Origin of the sequence: Moritella sp. Urea-trap-13 (assembly GCF_002836355.1) — a bacterium.
Classification (GTDB): Bacteria; Pseudomonadota; Gammaproteobacteria; order Enterobacterales; family Moritellaceae; genus Moritella.
Genome location: NZ_PJCA01000027.1, coordinates 201,694 through 221,388, shown reverse-complemented (window position 1 = coordinate 221,388; position 19,695 = coordinate 201,694). Strand labels below are relative to the sequence as shown.

Sequence of the window (19,695 nt, the reverse complement as noted above, 5' to 3'; positions counted from 1 at the left end):
TTATTGCGATCCTATCTCAATAACTGGTAGTGTAATTATCACAGTACAACCTTCGTGGGGTTTAGAATGAATTAACAACTGCCCCCCTAGATCAATCATCCGTTCTTGAATACTAAATAAACCAAATCCGCCATCGACACTGACGTTTCCAGCCTGCTCACCCGCCACAAACCCAATACCATTATCTTTAACCGTGACCTGATAACAGCCTGATTTTTCTTCTAGGGTAACCACAACTTCTGTCGCCTTGGCATGTTTAATCACATTGATCAGTAGTTCACGAACCATTCGAAATATAATAGCTCTAAGATCAAGACTGACAAAGTCTATTTCTAATCGATCAACAACCTCAATATCAAGACCATAACTCGACTTGTAAGCTTGTTCTTTCCACTCGTTAATGGCCGCAGCTAAGCCTAATTCATTGAGCGATGGCGAGCTAATTTCAAAAATAAGATTACGGGTATCTTGAATGACAGTTAATATCAATTTAGAACAGTTATGCACTAATCCTGCTGTTTTTTTGTCATTCGGCAAGCGTTTCAGCACCGCAGCTAGTTGCAGTCGTGTTAATGCTAATGACTGTCCAACATTATCGTGTAAATCTGCAGCTATATGACGTCGTTCTTGTTCTTCGACAAGGGCTAATTGTAGCGCTAATGACTTTAAACGTTGCTGATAATTAATCAGCTTTTGTTCAGATTCTTTCAGCTCTGTCACATCTTGCAAGATACCAAACATCCAAGTTGGGTTGCCTACATTATCACATTCGAGTGTAACGGTATTATCTGTCGAAACATGACGAACACTTCCCCCAGGTTGGATAACACGAAAATTGACTCTTTCGTTATACTGATTCTTTAGCAAGTTAAACGCGGCCTGATTAAAGTAGTTACGATCATCTGGGTGAATGTACTCAATTAGCACTTGGTAGTTTAACAACGTACCAATAGGTAGACCCAAAATCCGATAAATTTCGTCGGAACAATTAAATAGATCATTAACCAAATCCCATTTCCAATAACCTAAACGAGCGATCTTTTGTGCTTTGAGTGATTCTCTTTGGCTGACAAGCAAAGCATTATGAGCTTGCTCACGCTCAGTGACTTCCTGTTGTAGCGCTACGGTGCGACTATTGACTAACTTACGTAAACTACGATTCCAAGTGACAAAAAACAACACTATAAGAAGTGCGATGCAGATAATTGCGAATATCCACAATAACACCTTAACAACACCAAGGCCTTGCACCTTATAGTTCAAAGCAACATACTTATTACGGATGGCTATTTTTTCTTTTTCACTAATACTAAGCAACGCAATATTTACAATTTCGGTCAACTCGGGCCAATCTTTACGGTTGCCCATCGCAAAATATTCACTTTCTAACGAACTAGAAGCATCAATATGAATATTTGAAAAACCACGTTTCTGAATAATATAAGCCGCATTAGTCAAACTGCCGACAAACGCATCAACGTTGCCGTTTGTTAGCGCTTCTAGCGCCAATTCATTTGAATTGTATAAAGCTAAGGTAATATTGGGATATTGTGCCGATAACAAATGCTGTACATTACCGGCTTTTAACACCGCCACCAACTTCCCTGACAGCCCTTGCAGATTAACGGTAAAATCGCTGTTATCTCGAGCCGCAATAACGGTTGGGGATTCAATATAATTATCGCTGAATAACATATATTCTAGTCGTTCAGGACGGGGCACGATCAAAGCCGTTAGATCAACATCTTGTCCACGCTTGAAGCTTTCCAGAAGTTTACTAAAAGGTTGCGTCGAGACTTGATAATGAAACTTAATGCCCGTGCGCTGAGCAATTAAGTTCAGGTAGTCAATAGCGATACCTTCAGGAGGTCGACCCGCTTTAATTATCATATAAGGCGGCAAGTCGCTCACCCTTACCCGCACCATATTCTGTTCCGCTAGCCATTCTTTCTGTTTCATGGTTAACGCCAGTTGTGGCTTTTTAATCGTTTTCGAATAAAGCTCAATCCATTTATTTTTAATAATTTGGTGCTGCTGCTTTGAAATAGCAGCAAAAGCCTTATTCAGTATTGTTGTAAACTCTGGCCAATCTTTACGCACCGCCACATACAAATCACCGTGCATGCTTTTAGGCAGTCCAGCAACTTTAAGTCCGGTGATTAAACTTTTATCAATGATATAACTAATTGTTGGCAGGTTTTCAAGTAAGGCGTGAATCTCTCTATTTACTAGTGCATGTACGATTTCCTCATGGGTATCGTATAAAACCAGATTAATATCGGGATAATTTTCATTGATGAAGCTAATAGAATAATCGCCCGCCAGTACACCCACTCTTTGATTCATCAAGTCATCTAGATTGGTGATCCCTTGGGTCTCTTTATTCACAAAGATGGCGTATTGAAGCGTCGTATATGGGCCAGCAAAATCAAGGTGTTTCTCCCGTTCTCTATTTTTCAACGAAAGACTAAGGCCATCCAACTTATACGTTTTTGCCAACGCCTGCATTTCACTCCAATCGCCCGAGACCATCTTAATCTTAATCCCCAGAAGCTGAGCAATAAGCTTCAAATAATCAGGAGCAATACCTATCGACTTGCCATCAGCATCAATAAAATTTAGCGGCGGATATATCCCGCCGCCCAAGGTGATAACCGGATGTCCAGCTAGCCAAGCCTGCTCATCTACTGTTAAAGCTAACCTTGGGGTGATTGTGTCTGGCAATGGTTCATTAGCAGTATGGGCGAATACTGTCGATGAAAATAAGATCAGCACACACAATCCAAATACAAATACTAACGTAAATACAAATGCAAAAATCGGAAGACAAGCCCGATTATGTAAGATACGTTTACAGTTGCATTTATCCATAATTTTCCATTGTCATATATAAAAACATATTGAAAGCACTTACTCTACCTCAGGCGCAAAAGAAAACCAACAAGCGCAAAGAGGCGTTTAGTTTCCCTTGCTATTTAATCCTAACTGGCTTGTGGCGACGTGAATGCCTTTGCATCATGTCTGTCAATTAGATTGTTTACCGCCCAACCGGCTCCGGATGACCAGTTCGCCATCCATTCAGGGATATTTCCAGCAGGCATAGGTCTTGCTATGCCATAACCCTGCATCAATTCACAGCCAAGCTGTAGTAATGCGGCGCTATGCGCTCTCGTTTCAACCCCTTCTGCAATGACTTCACGTTTGAATGACTTAGCCAAGCCAACCACACTCTCGACAATCATTAAATCATCAGGATTAATCAACATATCCCGTACAAAGCTCTGATCTATCTTAATAAGGCTAGCAGGTAAATGCCTCAGATAGGTCAGTGAAGAATAACCGGTACCAAAGTCATCTAAAGCAAAACTGACACCGAGATCAATACAGTCATGCATGATTTTAGATACCTGCATTACATCCGCCAACGCACTGGTCTCAAGCACTTCTAAAAGTAAAAATCGTGGTTCAACCTGCGGCCATGCTGACAGTAATACTTGTAAGCGCTCTGCAAAGCCATTTTGTTGTAGTTGTAATGCGCTGATGTTGACGCTGACAGGTATATTTAATCCCAACGCTTGCCACGCAGCAATTTGACTAAGTGCGGTCGCAATGACCCACTCACCAAGCTCGATGCTGATGGGATAATTTTCAATCAAGGGCAAGAATTCGCCCGGTAGAAGCAGTTCTCGCTCCGGGTGTTGCCAACGGATTAACGCTTCAGCACCAATCACGGTTCCCTTTCTAAGGTTAACCTTGGGTTGGTAATACAAGACAAATTCATCTTTTTGCAAAGCCATACGGATACGATCAAAATTTACACGCCGAGTATCCATTCGCTTAGAGGTTATCAAGTCAAAAACGAAATAACAGTTCTTACCTGCTTTCTTAGCTTCGTACATAGCTTGGTCAGCATGCCGTATAAGCAGATCTGAGTCTGAGTGATCTTGCGGATAAAATGTAACACCAATACTCGCTGAGACTTGTAACCTTATCTTACCCACAGTAACAGTGTCAGATATAGCCAGTAACAGCCGTTCTAATATTGATTTACAATCATCCTTATTTTCTAACTCCGTTAGCACCGCTACAAACTCATCGCCACCGATTCGAGCAAGCGTATCGTGTTCACGTAACGTCCCTCTCATGCGATGTGAAAGTGCGATTAAGAGTTCATCGCCGACATCATGTCCATACCTATCATTAACTGTTTTGAATCCATCTAAATCAATAAATAACACGGCTAACAACTGCTTATTGCACAGGCACTGACGCTTTGCGCTGGATAGGCGTTCTCTTAATAGTGTACGGTTAGGTAGGTAGGTCAAGGGGTCGAAATGTGCCATTTTTTCTAGTTTTTTCTGATGCTCTTTAATATGCGAAATATCGCTAAAGAGTGCTACACAGCGGGTTATGTCCCCATCATTATCACGCACAAGATTAATAGACAGAAGTTCTGGATAGATTTCGCCATTCTTACGGCAGTTCCAAATTTCACCGCGCCAATGATCTTTCTCTATTAGCGTTTTCCACATCTCAGTATAGAATGCTGGCGTATGCCGACCTGATTTGAGCATGCGCGTGTTCTTACCAAGCACTTCTTGACAGCTATAGCCGGTGATGGCAGTGAACGCGTTATTGACATCAATAATATTGCCTGCCGGATCTGTGATGGCAATACCTTCACTAGCATAGGTAAATGCACTGGCTGCAAGTTTCAGCTTTGCTTCAGAACATTTAAATTCAGTAATATCAATATTCGTGCCGTCAATCCTAATTAGCTTGCCGGCATCATTATGAAGTACTCTCACCATGCTCTTTATATGGACAAAATTGCCATTTGGCTGAAGCACTCGAAAATCTATTTCAAGCTGTTTACCATCATGAAGCAATGCTTGAACTTCACTATTTCCACGTTCGCGGTCATCGGGGTGTAAATGTTTTTCCCAAGCAATGACTGCCTGTGAGAAGTATTCATTGCGCATATGATCAAATGCGAATATTGAAGCACCTAACATACTTTCTTGGGTTAACAGATTCCAGTGCCACATTCCCATGCCATTTGCGGCGATGAATGCAAGATTTATAGATATCACGTTGACCTCTGATGGTAATTAGCTTTGGCAATAAATAACGATTAGCGTGAGCTAATAATAGCCAAGTCAAAGCCAACTTCCCACCCCCTCCAAAGGGGTGTTGGAGGGTGAAAAATGGGGGGGTTAGCTAGCTAAGCCTAAAGGCAAAGAATATAATTGGCTTGCATGATAAAGGTTTTACAATACGGCTTGCTAACTGAACAAAGCGTTGGTTATTTAACGACGACTTCCTCATCAACCGTAAGGATGCAGTCCCTTAGTGGAGAGCTATTATATCTAGTCAAATGGCAACCATAGACAAACATAGAAGTTGGAAAAGCCAATGCTCAAGAACACAAATATAACAACGAGAAAAGGCCAGAAGGTAAATGAAGTAATTACCTCACAACACCTCAGATCTATTATTGATGACATGCACAATATGATTGGCTATTGGGACAATGACTTACGCTGCCGCTACGCTAATAATGCCTACTGCGAGTGGTTCGGAAAGCAGCCCAAGGATATTATCGGGATCTCGTTCCGGAAACTGACGGGTGAGCACCTGTTTTCCCTGAATGAGCCCCATATTCGCAGAGTCCTAGCTGGCGAACCGCAACACTTTGAGCGGACCCTAAGCAAAACCGATGGCAGAGTGGGTTATATCATCGGACACTATACCCCCGATTTTGATGCCGATGGTGCTGTCAGAGGATTTGCGATTCAGGCCAGCGAGGTGACGGCGCTAAAGGAAACAACGGAAGAACTCAAACTGGCTGCGTGCGTCTTTGATAGCACTGGCGATGGTATCGTCATAACTGATGTCAATGGTATTATTTTGTCGGTTAACCCAGCCTTCATCGAGATAACTGGCTATACGGCTGAGGAGGCTGTTGGGAAAAACCCTCGCATTCTCAAATCAAACCGGCACGACATGGCATTTTATGCCTCTATGTGGCAGGGGATAAAAACTAAAGATCGGTGGAATGGCGAAATATGGAACCGTCGTAAAGACGGTAGCCTTTACTTAGAACGCATGGCCATCCGAGTGGTTAACGACGTGGACGGCAAGCCTGTTCGTTATGTATCGGTATTCAGCGACATTACTGCACTTTGGCATCAAACTGAACACATAAAGCACTTGGCTTTTCACGATGCCTTGACCGACTTGCCAAATCGTACCTTATTGATGGAGCGGTTAGACCAAAAACTTATCAGCTCCAAGCGTAAACAGTGCAATTTGGCACTGATGTTTCTCGACCTAGACGGATTCAAGTTCGTCAACGACCAATTTGGCCACAACGTCGGAGACGATGTATTAAAAGAGATCGCGAAAAGGCTTTTAGCACTGCTTAGACAGTCAGATACAGTAGCCCGCATGGGCGGCGATGAGTTCATTTTAATCCTCAACAACCCGAAAGGAAAAGACGAGATTACGCATCTCGCCAACCGTATTGTCAGTTCGATTAATAAGCCTATGGATATTCGCGGTGAAGTGTTCCAGATAGGGGTATCTGTAGGTATTGCCATGTACCCCACCGACGGACGGACATCCGTTGATTTAATCAACAATGCCGACAGGGCAATGTATGTAGCCAAAGCCTCGGATAAGAATAATATTAGTTTTTTCTCGCCTTTACCGTCTTATCGCAATAACGAATAAAATGAAAATGGAAGTCAGTCTGTACTTTTTTGTTCGTTCTCACGTTTAACCAGCACAAAGGTTAGGTACATTTTAGTTGGCAACGAACAAGCAAATCCCAAGGCAATACAAGCTGCACAGATCATAATGCCCACCACGCCATGTTGCTGAGTAAAATCAGTGTACGACAATAAGTAATGACCAAACAATATCAGTGAGATACCAATCGCAATAAAGATTTGCAGAATACGGATAAGCTTTTTATCTGTCATATCATCAGGTCCATCATAATTCGATTACCAATGTAGCTATTGTTTGGCTAACCGAGTCTGAGTGTAATGATCTAACGCAACATATATCAATATGGGAGGGAGGTTATTATAAATTAGAGACTTAGGTCAAGTCGCGCCCTATTAAGAGCGCCTAACTTGATACAGGTAATCGCGATTACGTGAGAACTAGCCTTTCAGATCCGCAACGCTTTGCGAACCATTTCTGGTTCTTACTTGTAAGGTATCTAACGCTGTACCCAAATCAGCAACATTAAAGCCGATGCTAAATTTATTATTAGGCAGATATTGATGTTTTACACTGAACTTACTCAGCATCAAGCCCATATTACTTTCAGGCATAAGTTTTGCTACGACAACACCAAATAACAGGAATGTTTCGCCACCATCAGAATCGTTGTCGCCAAGACCTTTAATTGCCGTCACTTTGCAAAAAGTACTTACTTTTTTAGTGCTTGTAACCACACATACGATACTACCTTCTCGCAGTTCCTTCCAAGCCGCATTTTTAATATTGCCCAGTTGTTTTGCTGAGATATCAAAGATGACATCTGACTCTTGTGGGTAGCATTTTTTGTAATTTTTATTATGTACGTTACTTAGCAAAAACATGTCTATTTCCTAGTTATATACAACGCTGTTACGAAACAGGTTGTTAGTAAATTAAGTACCGATTTTGGTTATTTCGGCCGCATCAAAGGTGAGATGAGAGAATTTAGGTATCGTGTATTTTATGACGTTCATTATACATGGCTTTGCCTGCTGAGGCTATGAGCGCCTCGAGCATAGTGCCGTCGTCAGGATAGGTGAAAACCCTTGTTAGAGTTTTCATTTTTTGGCTGTCGGCCGTGTCGCATAGGCAATACTCCCTGTAACAGCGATTATTGGAACCGCAATGTAAGTGAGTAAAACGCCAACAAAGCTTACAAAATAGAGGGTTACCAGATAAACCACTAAAGTGAGGAGAAATATTACAGAACATTTATCATGTAACCAGTTTTTCATTTATTTCTCTTCTTTTACATTTCAAATGCTGTAACTTCATCTTACCAACCTCAGGCTAAAAGGTAAACGATCTGAGGCCATTGATACTGCCAATAACACACTGGCGTGCAACTATAAATACATTCAAAATCAGGCTTTAAAAACACGCACAGTGTTAAACAAGACGGTATTCGCTGTTTCTGACATCTGCTCTTCTAGCGTTTATGCATAGGTACATAATCTCTGACTTGGTTGCCGCAATAGACTTGGCGCGGGCGGGCGATCTTTTGCTCCGGATCGAGCAGACATTCTTGCCACTGTGCCAACCACCCTGCAGTGCGGGGAATAGCAAACAGCACAGGGAACATGCCAACCGGAAAGCCCATCGCCTGATAGATCAAACCAGAATAAAAATCCACATTAGGGTAAAGGTGACGCGAGATGAAATAGTCATCTGCCAGCGCGATCCGCTCCAATTCCAGCGCGATATCAATCAGCGGATTAGCCCCAGTCACAGCAAAAACATCATAGGCTATTTTTTTACAGATCTTGGCTCGAGGATCGTAGCTTTTATACACCCGATGGCCAAATCCCATCAGCCTGCCGCCCTCTCCTGATTTCACTGATTTTATAAAATTAGGCACTTGGTCAACCGAACCTATGTCGTTCAACATTCGCAGTACCGCTTCGTTAGCGCCACCATGTTGCGGTCCATAGAGTGCAGCAATAGCTGCGGAGGAAGCCGAAAATGGGTCAGTATAAGAGCTGCCTACCGCACGCATGGCACTGGTACTACAATTCTGTTCATGGTCAGCATGCAAAATAAACAGCACATCAATGGCTTTTTCCAACACTGGGTTGGGCTGATATTTTAATTCGCTTATTTTCCACAACATATTCATGAAGTTGCCGACATATGACAAATTATCATCGGGATAAACATAAGGCAGGCCACGACTATGGCGATAAGCAAACGCGGCGAGTGTGGGCATCTTAGCAATTAACCGCCAAACCTGCTTTTGCCTGCAGCTTTCATCATGAATATTTTTAGCATCGGGGTAGAAAGTCGATAGCGCGCCGACGGTTCCCACTAATGTTCCCATGGGATGGGCATCATGTCGAAAACTGTTTATCAGCTTTTTGATATTTTCATGCACAAAGGTATGTAGGCCAATGTCTTTGCGCCATGCCGCCAACTGCACTGCATCAGGCAACTCACCGTATTGCAGTAGATAGGCGGTCTCCAAATAAGTGCTGTGTTCCGCTAACTGCTCGATGGGATAACCTCGATATTGCAGCGTCCCTCTCTCTCCGTCGAGAAAAGTCACACTGCTTTTACATGACGCGGTATTGGTGTAACCCGGATCATAGGTCAACAGGCCAAAATCATCTGCAGATGCTTTGATCTGCCGAAGTTCTAGTGCATTAATGCTGGCACCGTAACCGGGGTAAGTGCCGTATTTAATCGGTATTTCGTAACTTATACCCGTGCGGTTATCGATAATAGTAAGACTATGAGCATTCATGATATCCCCTTCCTTCCGAACTTTCTTAGCCGATATATAGGCGAGCAAAGGCCAAGACGCATACTCTGAAGTCTAGTATTTTATAGCCGCTTTACAATCAATAATGGCATTCCGACGGGAGACAATTATTGGAATTAATCACCCTTATTTTCTGGCGTTTGATGATGATGACGAAGTTAGCCATTGGTGCGGTTCTATTGGCCATTGTCAGGGCGGTATATTAACCACAGTCACCGATATTGTCGGCTTCGCCGAATTGTTAAGTTTAGGTACGCTATTCTTACTGTAAATTGCGCACTTAACTTTAAACTAAGGAACAGCTAGATGAAATTTAGTTTTAATGTAGAGGACGCGAGTCAAATTTTTGTGGGGGCATTTGCACTTGCTGTGCCCATCGCATTTTCTGAAGAGGCATGGAAGCTCGGAGAAACCCTACCAATCCCTAATTTGCTCATGCTGTTTACACTGTCACTGGTGTTTCTGAGTTTATTTACTTATCAGAGTGTTTTTCAACGAGACATTCAATCACGAAAATTGGTGTTCTTCTTACGGATTGTGATTGCTTATGTGATCACGGCGTTAGTGGTGGGTTTAGTGCTGTTCTGTTTAAATAAATTGCCGCTAATGGAGGATCCGCTAATAGCGCTGAAGCGAATTATTGTGATCACCATGCCAGCATCCATGGGCGCTATTATTGTCGATAGTTTTGATAAAGAATGATAGTTTGATAAGAATAATCGTTTTAATAAAGAGACGAACGCTCAAGTGAAAATGGAATAAAAAAACGCTTATCAACTAACAACTAGCTGATAAGCGCATAAACTACATATGAATAAACTCAAACTAGTTGACTACAATGAGTCAACTATCGAGCTTCATCTATCTAAGCACGATAAGTGGTACTCGACAGTTTTCAATCATACGCATGGTATTACTGCCAAGGAAAAAACTTCTCACCTTGGAATGGGCAAATGCGCCCATCACCACCAGCTCAATAGCATGCTGTTGTTTGTAATCCATTAGCGCAACAGAAATATCCCCTTCCAGATACGTGGCAATAACGTTAAACCCTTCTTTCTCAAGTCTTGCTTGAGCCAGTTCAAACTTCTGCTGCTGTGCTTTTTCACTGTTTTTAATCGTCACTAAATGACACGTCATGCCTTTGAGCAAACCGCCTTCAATAATGCGTTGCACAGCTTTGTCTGCCGTTTCACGACCATCATAAGCCAACATGAAATTCGTTGGTTCGGTGAAGTCCTGCGGGGCAATCACAATAGGCGTATGTACTTGGCGGATCAGGGTTTCGATATGTGAACCTAAGGCTTTAAAATCACCTTGATGACCATTACCACTGCGTCCGACTATCATTAAACGTGCATCGTTTTCTAAACCCACTAGAGCTTCAATAAAATCACCATGGCGTTGGATCTGCTCTATATCCGTCAGACCCGCGGTGTTGGCTCTATCGACAGCACTACCTAACATCTCATTACCTAGCTGAATGGCGATCTTGCCACGCTCGGCATCCAGCTCAATCATTTTGTTAAGCAAGGCTGAACGTGCGCCTAAGCCAATAGAACCGCTTAAATCATCGGCGCCATGTTGTTGTTTTTTATCGATGGCATGCAGAAAAACAATGCCATTAGTCAAACGTTTTGACGCCCAGATCGCGGTATCAGAGACAGCCTGAGCCAGTTTAGATCCATCAATACATGCTATTATTTTGTTCATTGTGTTCTCCTTAGTGGCCAGCCATCATTTTTTCAACAGCAGCGGGATCATTATGAATTGCAAATTTATCAATCACGGTCGCAGTGGCATCACTCATGCCGACAATATTAACGCTTGCACCTTCGCGGCGGAACTTAATCACCACTTTATCAAGCGCACCAACGGCACTGATATCCCAGAAATGGGCGTGCGATAAATCGATAACCACGTTATCAACCACTTCTTTAAAATCAAAGCCATCAACAAACTTATCCGCCGACGCAAAGAATATCTGTCCCGTTACTTGATAAGTACGCACTTGCTGCTCTGTTTGGGTATTTTTGATAACCATAAAGCGGCTGATCTTGTGCGCGAAAAATAATGCAGACAGTAATACACCAACAAATACACCAATGGCTAAGTTATGGGTACCGACAACAGTAATAACCGTCGCTAGCATCACAATACTGGTTGATAACGGGTGAGTTCTTAGATCTTTAATCGAGCTCCACGAGAATGTACCAATCGATACCATGATCATCACAGCAACCAAAGCAGCCATCGGAATTTGCTTAAGCTCGTCGCCTAAGAAAACCACCATGAACAGCAAGAATATACCCGCTGAAAAACTCGATAATCGACCGCGACCACCAGATTTAATATTAATGATTGATTGACCGATCATGGCGCAACCTGCCATACCACCCATTAAACCAGCGCCGATATTAGCAATACCTTGCGCTTTACATTCACGGTTACGATCACTTTTAGTGTCCGTTAAATCATCCACTATGGTTGCTGTCATCATCGACTCTAAAAGCCCGACCACAGAAAGACCTAACGCATAAGGTAAAATGATCCATAGCGTTTCCAGAGTAAGTGGTACTTCTGGCCACAGGAAGATAGGTAACGCATCAGGTAGCTCGCCCATATCACCAACAGTACGGATATCTAATCCAATTACCTGTGATAACACGGTAAGGAAAATGATGCACACTAAAGGTGAAGGAATACTTTTACCAATAACGGGAATGTAAGGGAATAGATAGATGATACCTAAGCCACCCGCTGTCATTGCATAAACATGCCAAGTGACATTGGTTAATTCAGGTAACTGCGCCATAAAGATTAAAATGGCCAGAGCATTTACAAAACCAGTGACTACTGAGCGCGACACAAAGCGCATTAAGCTGCCCAGCTGTAAATAACCTGCGAGTATTTGCAATAGACCTGTTAGCAAGGTCGCGGCGAGTAAGTATTCTAACCCGTGTTCTTTAACGAGCGTCACCATCAACAGCGCCATAGCACCAGTTGCAGCTGAGATCATACCGGGTCTGCCACCTGTGATAGCCACAATAGTCGCAATACAGAACGACGCATACAAACCCACTTTAGGGTCAACACCAGCAATAATAGAAAACGCGATAGCTTCTGGTATCAAGGCTAACGCCACAACAATACCGGCTAAGATATCGCCTTTAATATTACCTAACCAATCTTGTTTATTTGACAAAAAAATCATACTTATCCTTGTTTAGATGCATCTATCACGCACGTAAAAACATGCGCTGATGCACGGACATTTCGTTTAAACAGGCCATTAAATCGAGGGAGTTATGCTATTTCAGTCACAGTAAATGACCTTCAATAAGGATCAATGCCACAACGGCAAACCACATTCAATTTAGTGTACATTTAAACGATAAATAGCGATGGCGATCGAGCCATGCTGGGGAAATAGTGCTCATCAACAGTTAGCCATATTATCATCGACTGATATACGCACTAATGCTAATAGAGTTCAATTTATAATAATCTTACGATGCGTAAGAGACTGACTTTATTACTTAAATATAAAAGTTATAAAAATCATATAAATTGCTTAGAGGGGGATTCTAGGATTATGGCGGCGTCATCTCGGTACCTTTGATTTAGGGAATTAAGCGTATTAACTGATTTGTGTTTTTATCGTGATGAGTAATTTAGAAAGCACCGCTTTCTCTTCATCAGAAAGCACATTACAAACATCATTTTCAATTGAATCTGCAATCTGCCACAGTTCTTTCATAATAGGCTTGGCTTTAGTTGTTAATTTTAAACGAAATACTCGTCTATCTTCCTTATCATTCAAACGCTTGACTAAGCTATGCTGTTCTAACAAATCTATTTGTCTTGCTAGCGTAATCGGTTTTACATTTAAAATTTCGGCTAAATCAACTTGTCGACAATTCTCATTTTCAGACAGATGAACTAATACACGCCACTGAGAATGGGTAATACCGATACTTTCAGCTTGTTTATTAAAACGTTGTCGAATAACGTGACTGATTTCATAGCTAAGAAACCCAAATTTAGAATGTATCATGATTCAGCGGCATATAATAAGGAAGGCTTATTATATGCCTTGTGTAAGTTTAAAGTAAAGGCCCTATTTTGACTTGACGCATAAAAAAACCATCAAAGGCTGCCCTTTGATGGTTTTTATATTGTAGTTCGATTAACGGTTTATATCCCGCTAACCTATTACTGCAATATTATGCCTCAGCTTCTTCACGTTGCTTTTCTGACACATCGCTGATGTTGGCATGCGCTTTTGCAATCTTCACTGCAGCCACTTTAAATTCCGGGATCTTGGCATGCGGATCCGTTGCTGTGGTAGTCAAACGGTTCGCAGGTGACTCTGCAAAATGGAATGGCACAAACACCACGCCCTCTTGCATACGCTTAGTCACAAATGCCGGCGTTTCAATACTGCCTCGGCGTGTCGATACCGTGAGCATTTCACCATTACTAATCCCTAATCGCTCAGCATCCGCAACCGAGATCATCGCCCGTGGACCAGCAAGGTTATCTAAGCCCTTGGTCTTACGTGTCATGGTGCCGGTATGGAACTGTTCCAGTAAACGCCCCGTAGTGAGTATTAGTGGATACTCGTCATCGGGTAGTTCGGCTGCATAACGAAATGGTACTGCGACCATCTCACCCTTACCGCGGGTGAACAGCTCGGTGTGCATCAATCGGGTACCTTCAGATGCATTGTCCGCACAAGGCCATTGCAGACCATCTTTGCCGACACGATGCCAATGAATGCCGGCATATTGAGGCGTCAATTTTGTAATTTCTTTGGTAATATCTTCAACCGATTGATATGCCCAGTCACTGCCCATGGCATTAGCAATATCTTGAATGATAACCCAATCTTCTTTCGCGGCACCCGGTGGTTTCACAGCTGGCGAAATACGTTGTACACGGCGCTCGGTATTGGTGAAGTGACCAGACTTTTCTGCAAACGAGCATGATGGTAAAACTACATCAGCATACTGAGCAGTTTCAGTTAAGAAGATATCTTGCACGACGAGGAAGTCCAATGCTTCAATGCCTTCAATCACATGGGCTTGGTTTGGATCGCTCAGTACGGGGTTTTCACCCATCACGTACAATCCTTTCACCTCTTCGTGACAGGCAGCATCAATGATTTCGGTGAGCGTTAAACCCGCTTGTTTGGGTAAATCAGCTTTGTTCCAGGCTTTGGCGAATTTAGCCTGCACTTCAGGGTTCGTGACTTTTTGATAGCCAGGAAAATCACCAGGCAACGCGCCCATGTCACAGGCACCTTGCACATTAGACTGACCGCGTAATGGGTTAATACCGCCGCCTTCAATACCTATGTTGCCACACAGCATTTGCAGGTTGGCAACAGAGCGCACATTATCATGACCGGTTGTATGCTGGGTGATACCCATCGAATAATACACAGCGGTACGTTCTGCGGTGCCGATCATCTCTGCCATTTTAAGGACATCCAGCGCTTTTACGCCGGTGATCAATTCGACTTTATCCGGCGAATAACTGTCGGACATGACTTCAGCTTTTAACGCCGCAAAACCTTCAGTGCGATCGCTAATGTAAGCCTTATCGTGCCAATCGTTTTTAATTATTTGCTGCATAATGCCGTTCATTAACATCACATCAGTACCCGGTCGGTGCGCGACATACAACTGCGCATGATCTGCAATATCGATACGTTTCGGATCAGCAACAATCAAACGCGCTTTACCATGACGAACCGCTTGTTTGATGTGCGAAGCAATGATCGGGTGCGCCGATGTAGTATCTGAGCCAATAATAAACACCAGATCTGAATGTTTGATACTGGGAATATCATTGGTCATGGCGCCACTACCAATCGATGCTTCAAGGCCAGTTACGGTAGAGGCATGACACAAGCGTGCACAGTGATCGACGTTATTGGTTCCTAATTCTCGACGAATGAATTTTTGGAAGGCAAAGTTATCTTCATTGGTGGTTTTTGCTGATGAGAAGCCCGCTAATGCATTACCGCCATGCTGGATTTTAATGGCATTAAACTTGGCTGCCACCAGCGTGATAGCTTCTTTCCAGCTAGCAGGTTGGAGTTCGCCATTTTTACGGATCAGCGGCGTGGTTAGACGTTCAGGGCTACTAACAAAGTCAAAACCAAAGCGCCCTTTCACGCATAACATGCCTTGGTTTACCGGCGAATCTTTCACCCCTTGCACGTAACGGATCTTGTTCTGCGCTTCGTCAACGAACATAGTCAAATTACAACCCACACCACAATAGGTACAAATGCTATCGACTGGTTTGAGTATTTCAATGCGGCCTTGGGATTTATCACGGCTATCGACCAAAGCACCGGTCGGGCATACTTGCACACAACGTCCACATTGCACACAGTCTGAATCCCCCATGCTGAAACCGCGTTCAAAACCTGGGCGACTTGCTGAGTTAGTGGCTGAATTAGTGGTAGAATTGATGGTAGAAGCAGCGTCGTCATTTTTCATGAAGCTCAGCACACCGTGAACGGCTTGCTCGTTACAAGCATCGACACATTGGCCGCAACTGATACAGCGGTTGGCATCAAAGACGATGAACTCTGAACTATCATCCACAGCAAACTTCTGACAGCTCTCTTGGCTACTGTCGGTATAAATATCGCTATCTGCAACCTTGTACTCAGTCGCAAAATCACGTAATTGGCAATCGGTATTAGCCTGACAACCACACTCTAAACAACGCGCCGCTTCGCGCATGGCTTCATCGTTGTCAAAACCAGTTTCTACTTCAGCAAAGCTTAATTCACGTGCTTGTGGACTCAACTCAGGCATCACCGAGCGCATCGCTTGTTTAATACTGTCAAATTGCGCAGTATCAACCTGTTTGAGCTTGCGGGCTTTTTTTGAATTAAATTGTTTAACCGGGATGTTTTCCATATCACCATCGAAGAAACGATCGATAGCTTCTGCGGCAATACGCCCATCGGCAACAGCTTCAATTGCTGTTGCTGGGCCGCGACGAAAATCACCGATACTAAAGACATTACCCACACCCGAGTGCATGGTATCTGAGTTGGCATCTTGGGTATTCCAACGAGTTAAAGGCAAATCTAAACTTTCTTGCTCCATGAAGCTCAAGTCAGGTTTTTGCGATACCGCCGCAATCACAGTATCAAAGGCTTCGGTAAAGTATTCACCGGTTTGTTCTGGGCGGCGGCGACCTGATGCATCGGGTTCACCTAAGGCCATTTTTTCTAATTTTACTTCGCGTACACGGCCATTGGCATCGGCAATGTTTTCAACTGGGTTAGTCAGGAAATGAAATTTTACGCCTTCGTGCTCAGCTTCCAGTATTTCATAATCTTCGGCTGGCATTTCGGCGCGGGTACGACGGTAAATCAAGGTAGTGTCAGCGCCATCACGCACTGCAGTTCGCGCACAATCAATCGCGGTATTACCACCACCAATCACAGCCACTTTTTTACCTGTGGTGTAATTGCCGTCAGTGACATAATCTTTTAGGTAATCAACGCCCAAATAGCAGCCATCGAAATCACTGCCTGTGTATTGCATGTCGACCGCTTGCGACGCGCCAACCGCTAAACACACCGCATCATAGTCTTGAGTAAGTTCTGTCAGGCTAAAATCACGACCCAATTTTTTATTGGTCAGCAGCTGCATGCCATTACGACACATGATCTCAATTTCTTTCGCCAAAATGGCTTTTGGTAAGCGATACTCAGGGATGCCATAACGCAGCCAACCACCCGCATCCGGCATTGATTCAAATACCGTCACGTCATAGCCTTCGTTGGTGAGGTAATAACCACAAGTCAAGCCTCCGGGACCACTACCAACAATGGCAATAGATTCACCTTTCCCTGGTTTTTTTACTGGCACGTATTGTTCTTGCGATTCTAAGTCGATATCTGCTGAATGACGTTTTAATTGACGAATGGCGACCGGCTCATCGACCAAACCTCGGCGACACTCAGACTCACAAAATGCTGGGCACACACGGCCAATGGATAACGGCATAGGCAAAGTACGTTTAATCACTTCGACCGCTTTAGCATGATCGTTTTGGGAAATGTGGTACAGGTAAGATTGAATATCAACGCCAGCAGGACACGCGGTCTGACATGGCGCTTCACAATCGGCATAGTGGTCTGAAAGAATACGGTTAAGCGATTTTTGACGTAATGACGATAAGGTGTCAGAAGCTGTTGTTATTGCCATGCCCTCGGCAGCTTGTACTTCACAAGCACGCTTAATACCTTGCCCGGCGATGTCGACAACGCAGAGATCACACGGCACTTTCTCGCCGCTTTTATTCAAGCCACACAATGAGGGGATGTCAATATTACAGTCGGTAGCGACTTCAAGCAGGGTTTGCTGGGCATTGACGGCAAATGGCTGTCCGTTAAATGTAACGTTTATCATAGGTGGCCTCTTTAAAGATCTCTGAACTGCATTATTTAATTTATGCTGCTAATTTAGCAAAAACAGTGATAGATGCTTTGATTTGAAACACTGTCCGCTGTGATTTTTTAAACACTGAAGATATATGCGTTGTTAAACCAAGCCGGATTTAGCCATGATGAGAGAAAATCTAAGCTGAATCTCACGTTGCTGAATCATCATGACATTATTTATCAAAAACTTATTTCATATCAAGTGTGCATTAAATAATCGTCTCTTGTGCTCGAACTGAGAAATAGTTCAATTTAACGAACTTGTTTATAAGATACTTTCCTACCCATAAAGTTATATACTAGGTGGTATTATGTTGTATTTTGAATTTCTGTTTTTATTAGTCGTGCTCTATATCGGTTCCCGATATGGTGGCATAGGGTTAGGGGTTGTTTCTGGGATTGGTTTGGTGATTGAAGTCTTTGTCTTCAAAATGCCACCGACCTCTCCGCCTGTCACGGTAATGCTGATTATCTTGGCTGTGGTAACCTGCGCCTCGATCCTCGAAGCCGCTGGCGGGCTTAAATATATGCTGCAAGTTGCTGAGCGTATTTTAAGAAAGAACCCGACACGCGTCACCATCATTGCGCCTTTTGTTACTTATACCATGACATTTTTGCTTGGTACTGGTCATGCGGTATATTCAATTATGCCGATCATTGGTGATGTTGCACTTAAAAATGGCATTCGTCCTGAACGCCCAATGGCTGCAGCGTCTGTGGCATCGCAAATCGGTATCACAGCGTCACCACTCTCTGCTGCTGTGGTGTTCTATTTAGCCCAATTAGTGGATATCGATTCGTCAATTACCCTACTGTCGATCCTAATGGTCACCGTGCCTTCGACTTTATTTGGTACCTTAATGTTGTCGCTGTATAGCTTACGTCGTGGCAAAGAATTAGACGATGATGAGGAATACCAAGCGCGCTTAAAAGATCCTATCTGGCGTGAAAAGATCTTAAATACCACATCAACCTCTCTAGATGAAAAGTTACCGACTAAAGCACGTAATGCGGTACTTATCTTTTTAGGTGCGATCGTATCTATCGTGGTGATCGCTATGTTCCCTGAAATTAGGACTATCAGCGAAGGTGCTGCGCCAATTAAAATGTCGGTAGTGATCCAAATGATGATGTTGGCGTTTGGTGGTGTGATCTTATTAGCAACTAAAACCGACCCGCGCAATGTACCCAATGGCGTGGTATTTAAATCAGGTATGGTCGCGGCCATCGCTATTTTTGGTATTGCCTGGATGTCAGATACCTACTTCCAATACGCAATGCCACAATTCAGAGCCGGTATTGTTGATATGGTTACCCTGCATCCGTGGACGTTTGCGCTAGCTCTATTTATCGTCTCTGTGGTAGTTAACTCACAAGCGGCAACTGCGCGGATGATGTTACCCGTAGGCTTGGCGCTGGGACTCGAACCTGCGTTGGTGATAGGGTTAATGCCTGCAGTATATGGTTACTTCTTTATTCCCAACTATCCATCAGACATTGCCACGGTGAACTTTGATACTTCAGGCACCACCAAAATTGGTAAGTACTACTTTAATCATTCGTTCATGTCGGTGGGTTTAATCGGCGTTATTTCAGCTTGTCTGGTTGGTTATGTGTTAGGGCAGATCGTGATTGGTTAAAACGCCAATTAATCTAATCTAATAAAGAAGATCTAGTTAAT

Annotated in this window: 13 protein-coding genes; 4 read left to right on the top strand and 9 right to left on the bottom strand. The window is 43.3% G+C overall.

Annotation, left to right across the window (positions count from 1 at the left end; genetic code table 11):
• Together CXF93_RS03870 and CXF93_RS03865 are read right to left on the bottom strand one after the other, a co-directional pair.
• Positions 1-2,871, bottom strand: a complete 2,871-nt coding sequence (locus CXF93_RS03870; protein WP_101061129.1) for a transporter substrate-binding domain-containing protein — start codon at positions 2,869-2,871, stop codon at positions 1-3.
• Between the two features lie 110 nt (positions 2,872-2,981).
• Positions 2,982-5,048, bottom strand: a complete 2,067-nt coding sequence (locus tag CXF93_RS03865) for a bifunctional diguanylate cyclase/phosphodiesterase (protein ID WP_232784096.1) — start codon at positions 5,046-5,048, stop codon at positions 2,982-2,984.
• Positions 5,049-5,415: 367 nt separating this feature from the next.
• On the opposite strand from CXF93_RS03865, the gene CXF93_RS03860 reads away from it, so the two are divergent.
• Positions 5,416-6,735, top strand: a complete 1,320-nt coding sequence (locus CXF93_RS03860; protein ID WP_101061127.1) for a sensor domain-containing diguanylate cyclase — start codon at positions 5,416-5,418, stop codon at positions 6,733-6,735.
• 14 nt (positions 6,736-6,749) lie between these two features.
• Here CXF93_RS03860 and CXF93_RS03855 read toward each other — a convergent pair whose 3' ends face one another.
• The 3 genes from CXF93_RS03855 to CXF93_RS03845 form a co-directional block, all read right to left on the bottom strand.
• Complete coding sequence (locus tag CXF93_RS03855) at positions 6,750-6,986, bottom strand: hypothetical protein (RefSeq protein WP_101061126.1); 237 nt, start codon at positions 6,984-6,986, stop codon at positions 6,750-6,752.
• Positions 6,987-7,172: 186 nt separating this feature from the next.
• On the bottom strand, positions 7,173-7,616 hold the full coding sequence (locus tag CXF93_RS03850; RefSeq protein WP_101061125.1) for a hypothetical protein: 444 nt from the start codon (positions 7,614-7,616) through the stop codon (positions 7,173-7,175).
• Positions 7,617-8,203: 587 nt separating this feature from the next.
• The gene (locus CXF93_RS03845) at positions 8,204-9,514 is read right to left on the bottom strand and encodes a citrate synthase (RefSeq protein WP_101061124.1); all 1,311 of its coding nucleotides are present in this window, start codon (positions 9,512-9,514) and stop codon (positions 8,204-8,206) included.
• Between the two features lie 103 nt (positions 9,515-9,617).
• On the opposite strand from CXF93_RS03845, the gene CXF93_RS03840 reads away from it, so the two are divergent.
• Together CXF93_RS03840 and CXF93_RS03835 are read left to right on the top strand one after the other, a co-directional pair.
• A complete protein-coding gene (locus tag CXF93_RS03840; protein ID WP_101061123.1) occupies positions 9,618-9,803 on the top strand; it encodes a hypothetical protein in 186 nt (61 codons plus the stop codon).
• Between the two features lie 35 nt (positions 9,804-9,838).
• Positions 9,839-10,234, top strand: coding sequence for a DUF2391 family protein (locus CXF93_RS03835; RefSeq protein WP_101061122.1), 396 nt, complete (start codon positions 9,839-9,841; stop codon positions 10,232-10,234).
• 159 nt (positions 10,235-10,393) lie between these two features.
• On the opposite strand, the gene CXF93_RS03830 is transcribed toward CXF93_RS03835, so the two are convergent.
• The 4 genes from CXF93_RS03830 to fdhF all read right to left on the bottom strand — a co-directional run bounded on the left by CXF93_RS03830 (position 10,394) and on the right by fdhF (position 17,982).
• A complete protein-coding gene (locus CXF93_RS03830) occupies positions 10,394-11,245 on the bottom strand; it encodes a universal stress protein (RefSeq protein ID WP_101061121.1) in 852 nt (283 codons plus the stop codon).
• 10 nt (positions 11,246-11,255) lie between these two features.
• Positions 11,256-12,746, bottom strand: coding sequence for a SulP family inorganic anion transporter (locus CXF93_RS03825; protein WP_101061120.1), 1,491 nt, complete (start codon positions 12,744-12,746; stop codon positions 11,256-11,258).
• Positions 12,747-13,172: 426 nt separating this feature from the next.
• Positions 13,173-13,589, bottom strand: a complete 417-nt coding sequence (locus CXF93_RS03820) for a MarR family winged helix-turn-helix transcriptional regulator (RefSeq protein ID WP_101061119.1) — start codon at positions 13,587-13,589, stop codon at positions 13,173-13,175.
• Between the two features lie 169 nt (positions 13,590-13,758).
• Positions 13,759-17,982: a formate dehydrogenase subunit alpha gene (gene fdhF, locus CXF93_RS03815; protein WP_101061118.1), complete on the bottom strand. Its 4,224-nt coding sequence runs from the start codon at positions 17,980-17,982 to the stop codon at positions 13,759-13,761.
• A gap of 343 nt (positions 17,983-18,325) precedes the next feature.
• Here fdhF and CXF93_RS03810 point away from each other — a divergent pair, with 343 nt between their 5' ends.
• Positions 18,326-19,654: an anaerobic C4-dicarboxylate transporter gene (locus CXF93_RS03810; protein WP_101061117.1), complete on the top strand. Its 1,329-nt coding sequence runs from the start codon at positions 18,326-18,328 to the stop codon at positions 19,652-19,654.
• Positions 19,655-19,695: the final 41 nt, after the last annotated feature.

Bases quoted from the DNA above. Each gene is read 5' to 3' on its own strand.
- CXF93_RS03870 (WP_101061129.1), bottom strand. From the start codon at position 2,871: ATGGATAAATGCAACTGTAAACGTATCTTACATAATCGGGCTTGTCTT.
- CXF93_RS03850 (WP_101061125.1), bottom strand. From the start codon at position 7,616: ATGTTTTTGCTAAGTAACGTACATAATAAAAATTACAAAAAATGCTAC.
- CXF93_RS03840 (WP_101061123.1), top strand. From the start codon at position 9,618: ATGGCATTCCGACGGGAGACAATTATTGGAATTAATCACCCTTATTTT.
- CXF93_RS03860 (WP_101061127.1), top strand. From the start codon at position 5,416: ATGCTCAAGAACACAAATATAACAACGAGAAAAGGCCAGAAGGTAAAT.
- CXF93_RS03820 (WP_101061119.1), bottom strand. From the start codon at position 13,589: ATGATACATTCTAAATTTGGGTTTCTTAGCTATGAAATCAGTCACGTT.
- CXF93_RS03835 (WP_101061122.1), top strand. From the start codon at position 9,839: ATGAAATTTAGTTTTAATGTAGAGGACGCGAGTCAAATTTTTGTGGGG.
- CXF93_RS03810 (WP_101061117.1), top strand. From the start codon at position 18,326: ATGTTGTATTTTGAATTTCTGTTTTTATTAGTCGTGCTCTATATCGGT.
- CXF93_RS03865 (WP_232784096.1), bottom strand. From the start codon at position 5,048: ATGTGGCACTGGAATCTGTTAACCCAAGAAAGTATGTTAGGTGCTTCA.
- CXF93_RS03825 (WP_101061120.1), bottom strand. From the start codon at position 12,746: ATGATTTTTTTGTCAAATAAACAAGATTGGTTAGGTAATATTAAAGGC.
- fdhF (WP_101061118.1), bottom strand. From the start codon at position 17,982: ATGATAAACGTTACATTTAACGGACAGCCATTTGCCGTCAATGCCCAG.
- CXF93_RS03830 (WP_101061121.1), bottom strand. From the start codon at position 11,245: ATGAACAAAATAATAGCATGTATTGATGGATCTAAACTGGCTCAGGCT.
- CXF93_RS03855 (WP_101061126.1), bottom strand. From the start codon at position 6,986: ATGACAGATAAAAAGCTTATCCGTATTCTGCAAATCTTTATTGCGATT.
- CXF93_RS03845 (WP_101061124.1), bottom strand. From the start codon at position 9,514: ATGAATGCTCATAGTCTTACTATTATCGATAACCGCACGGGTATAAGT.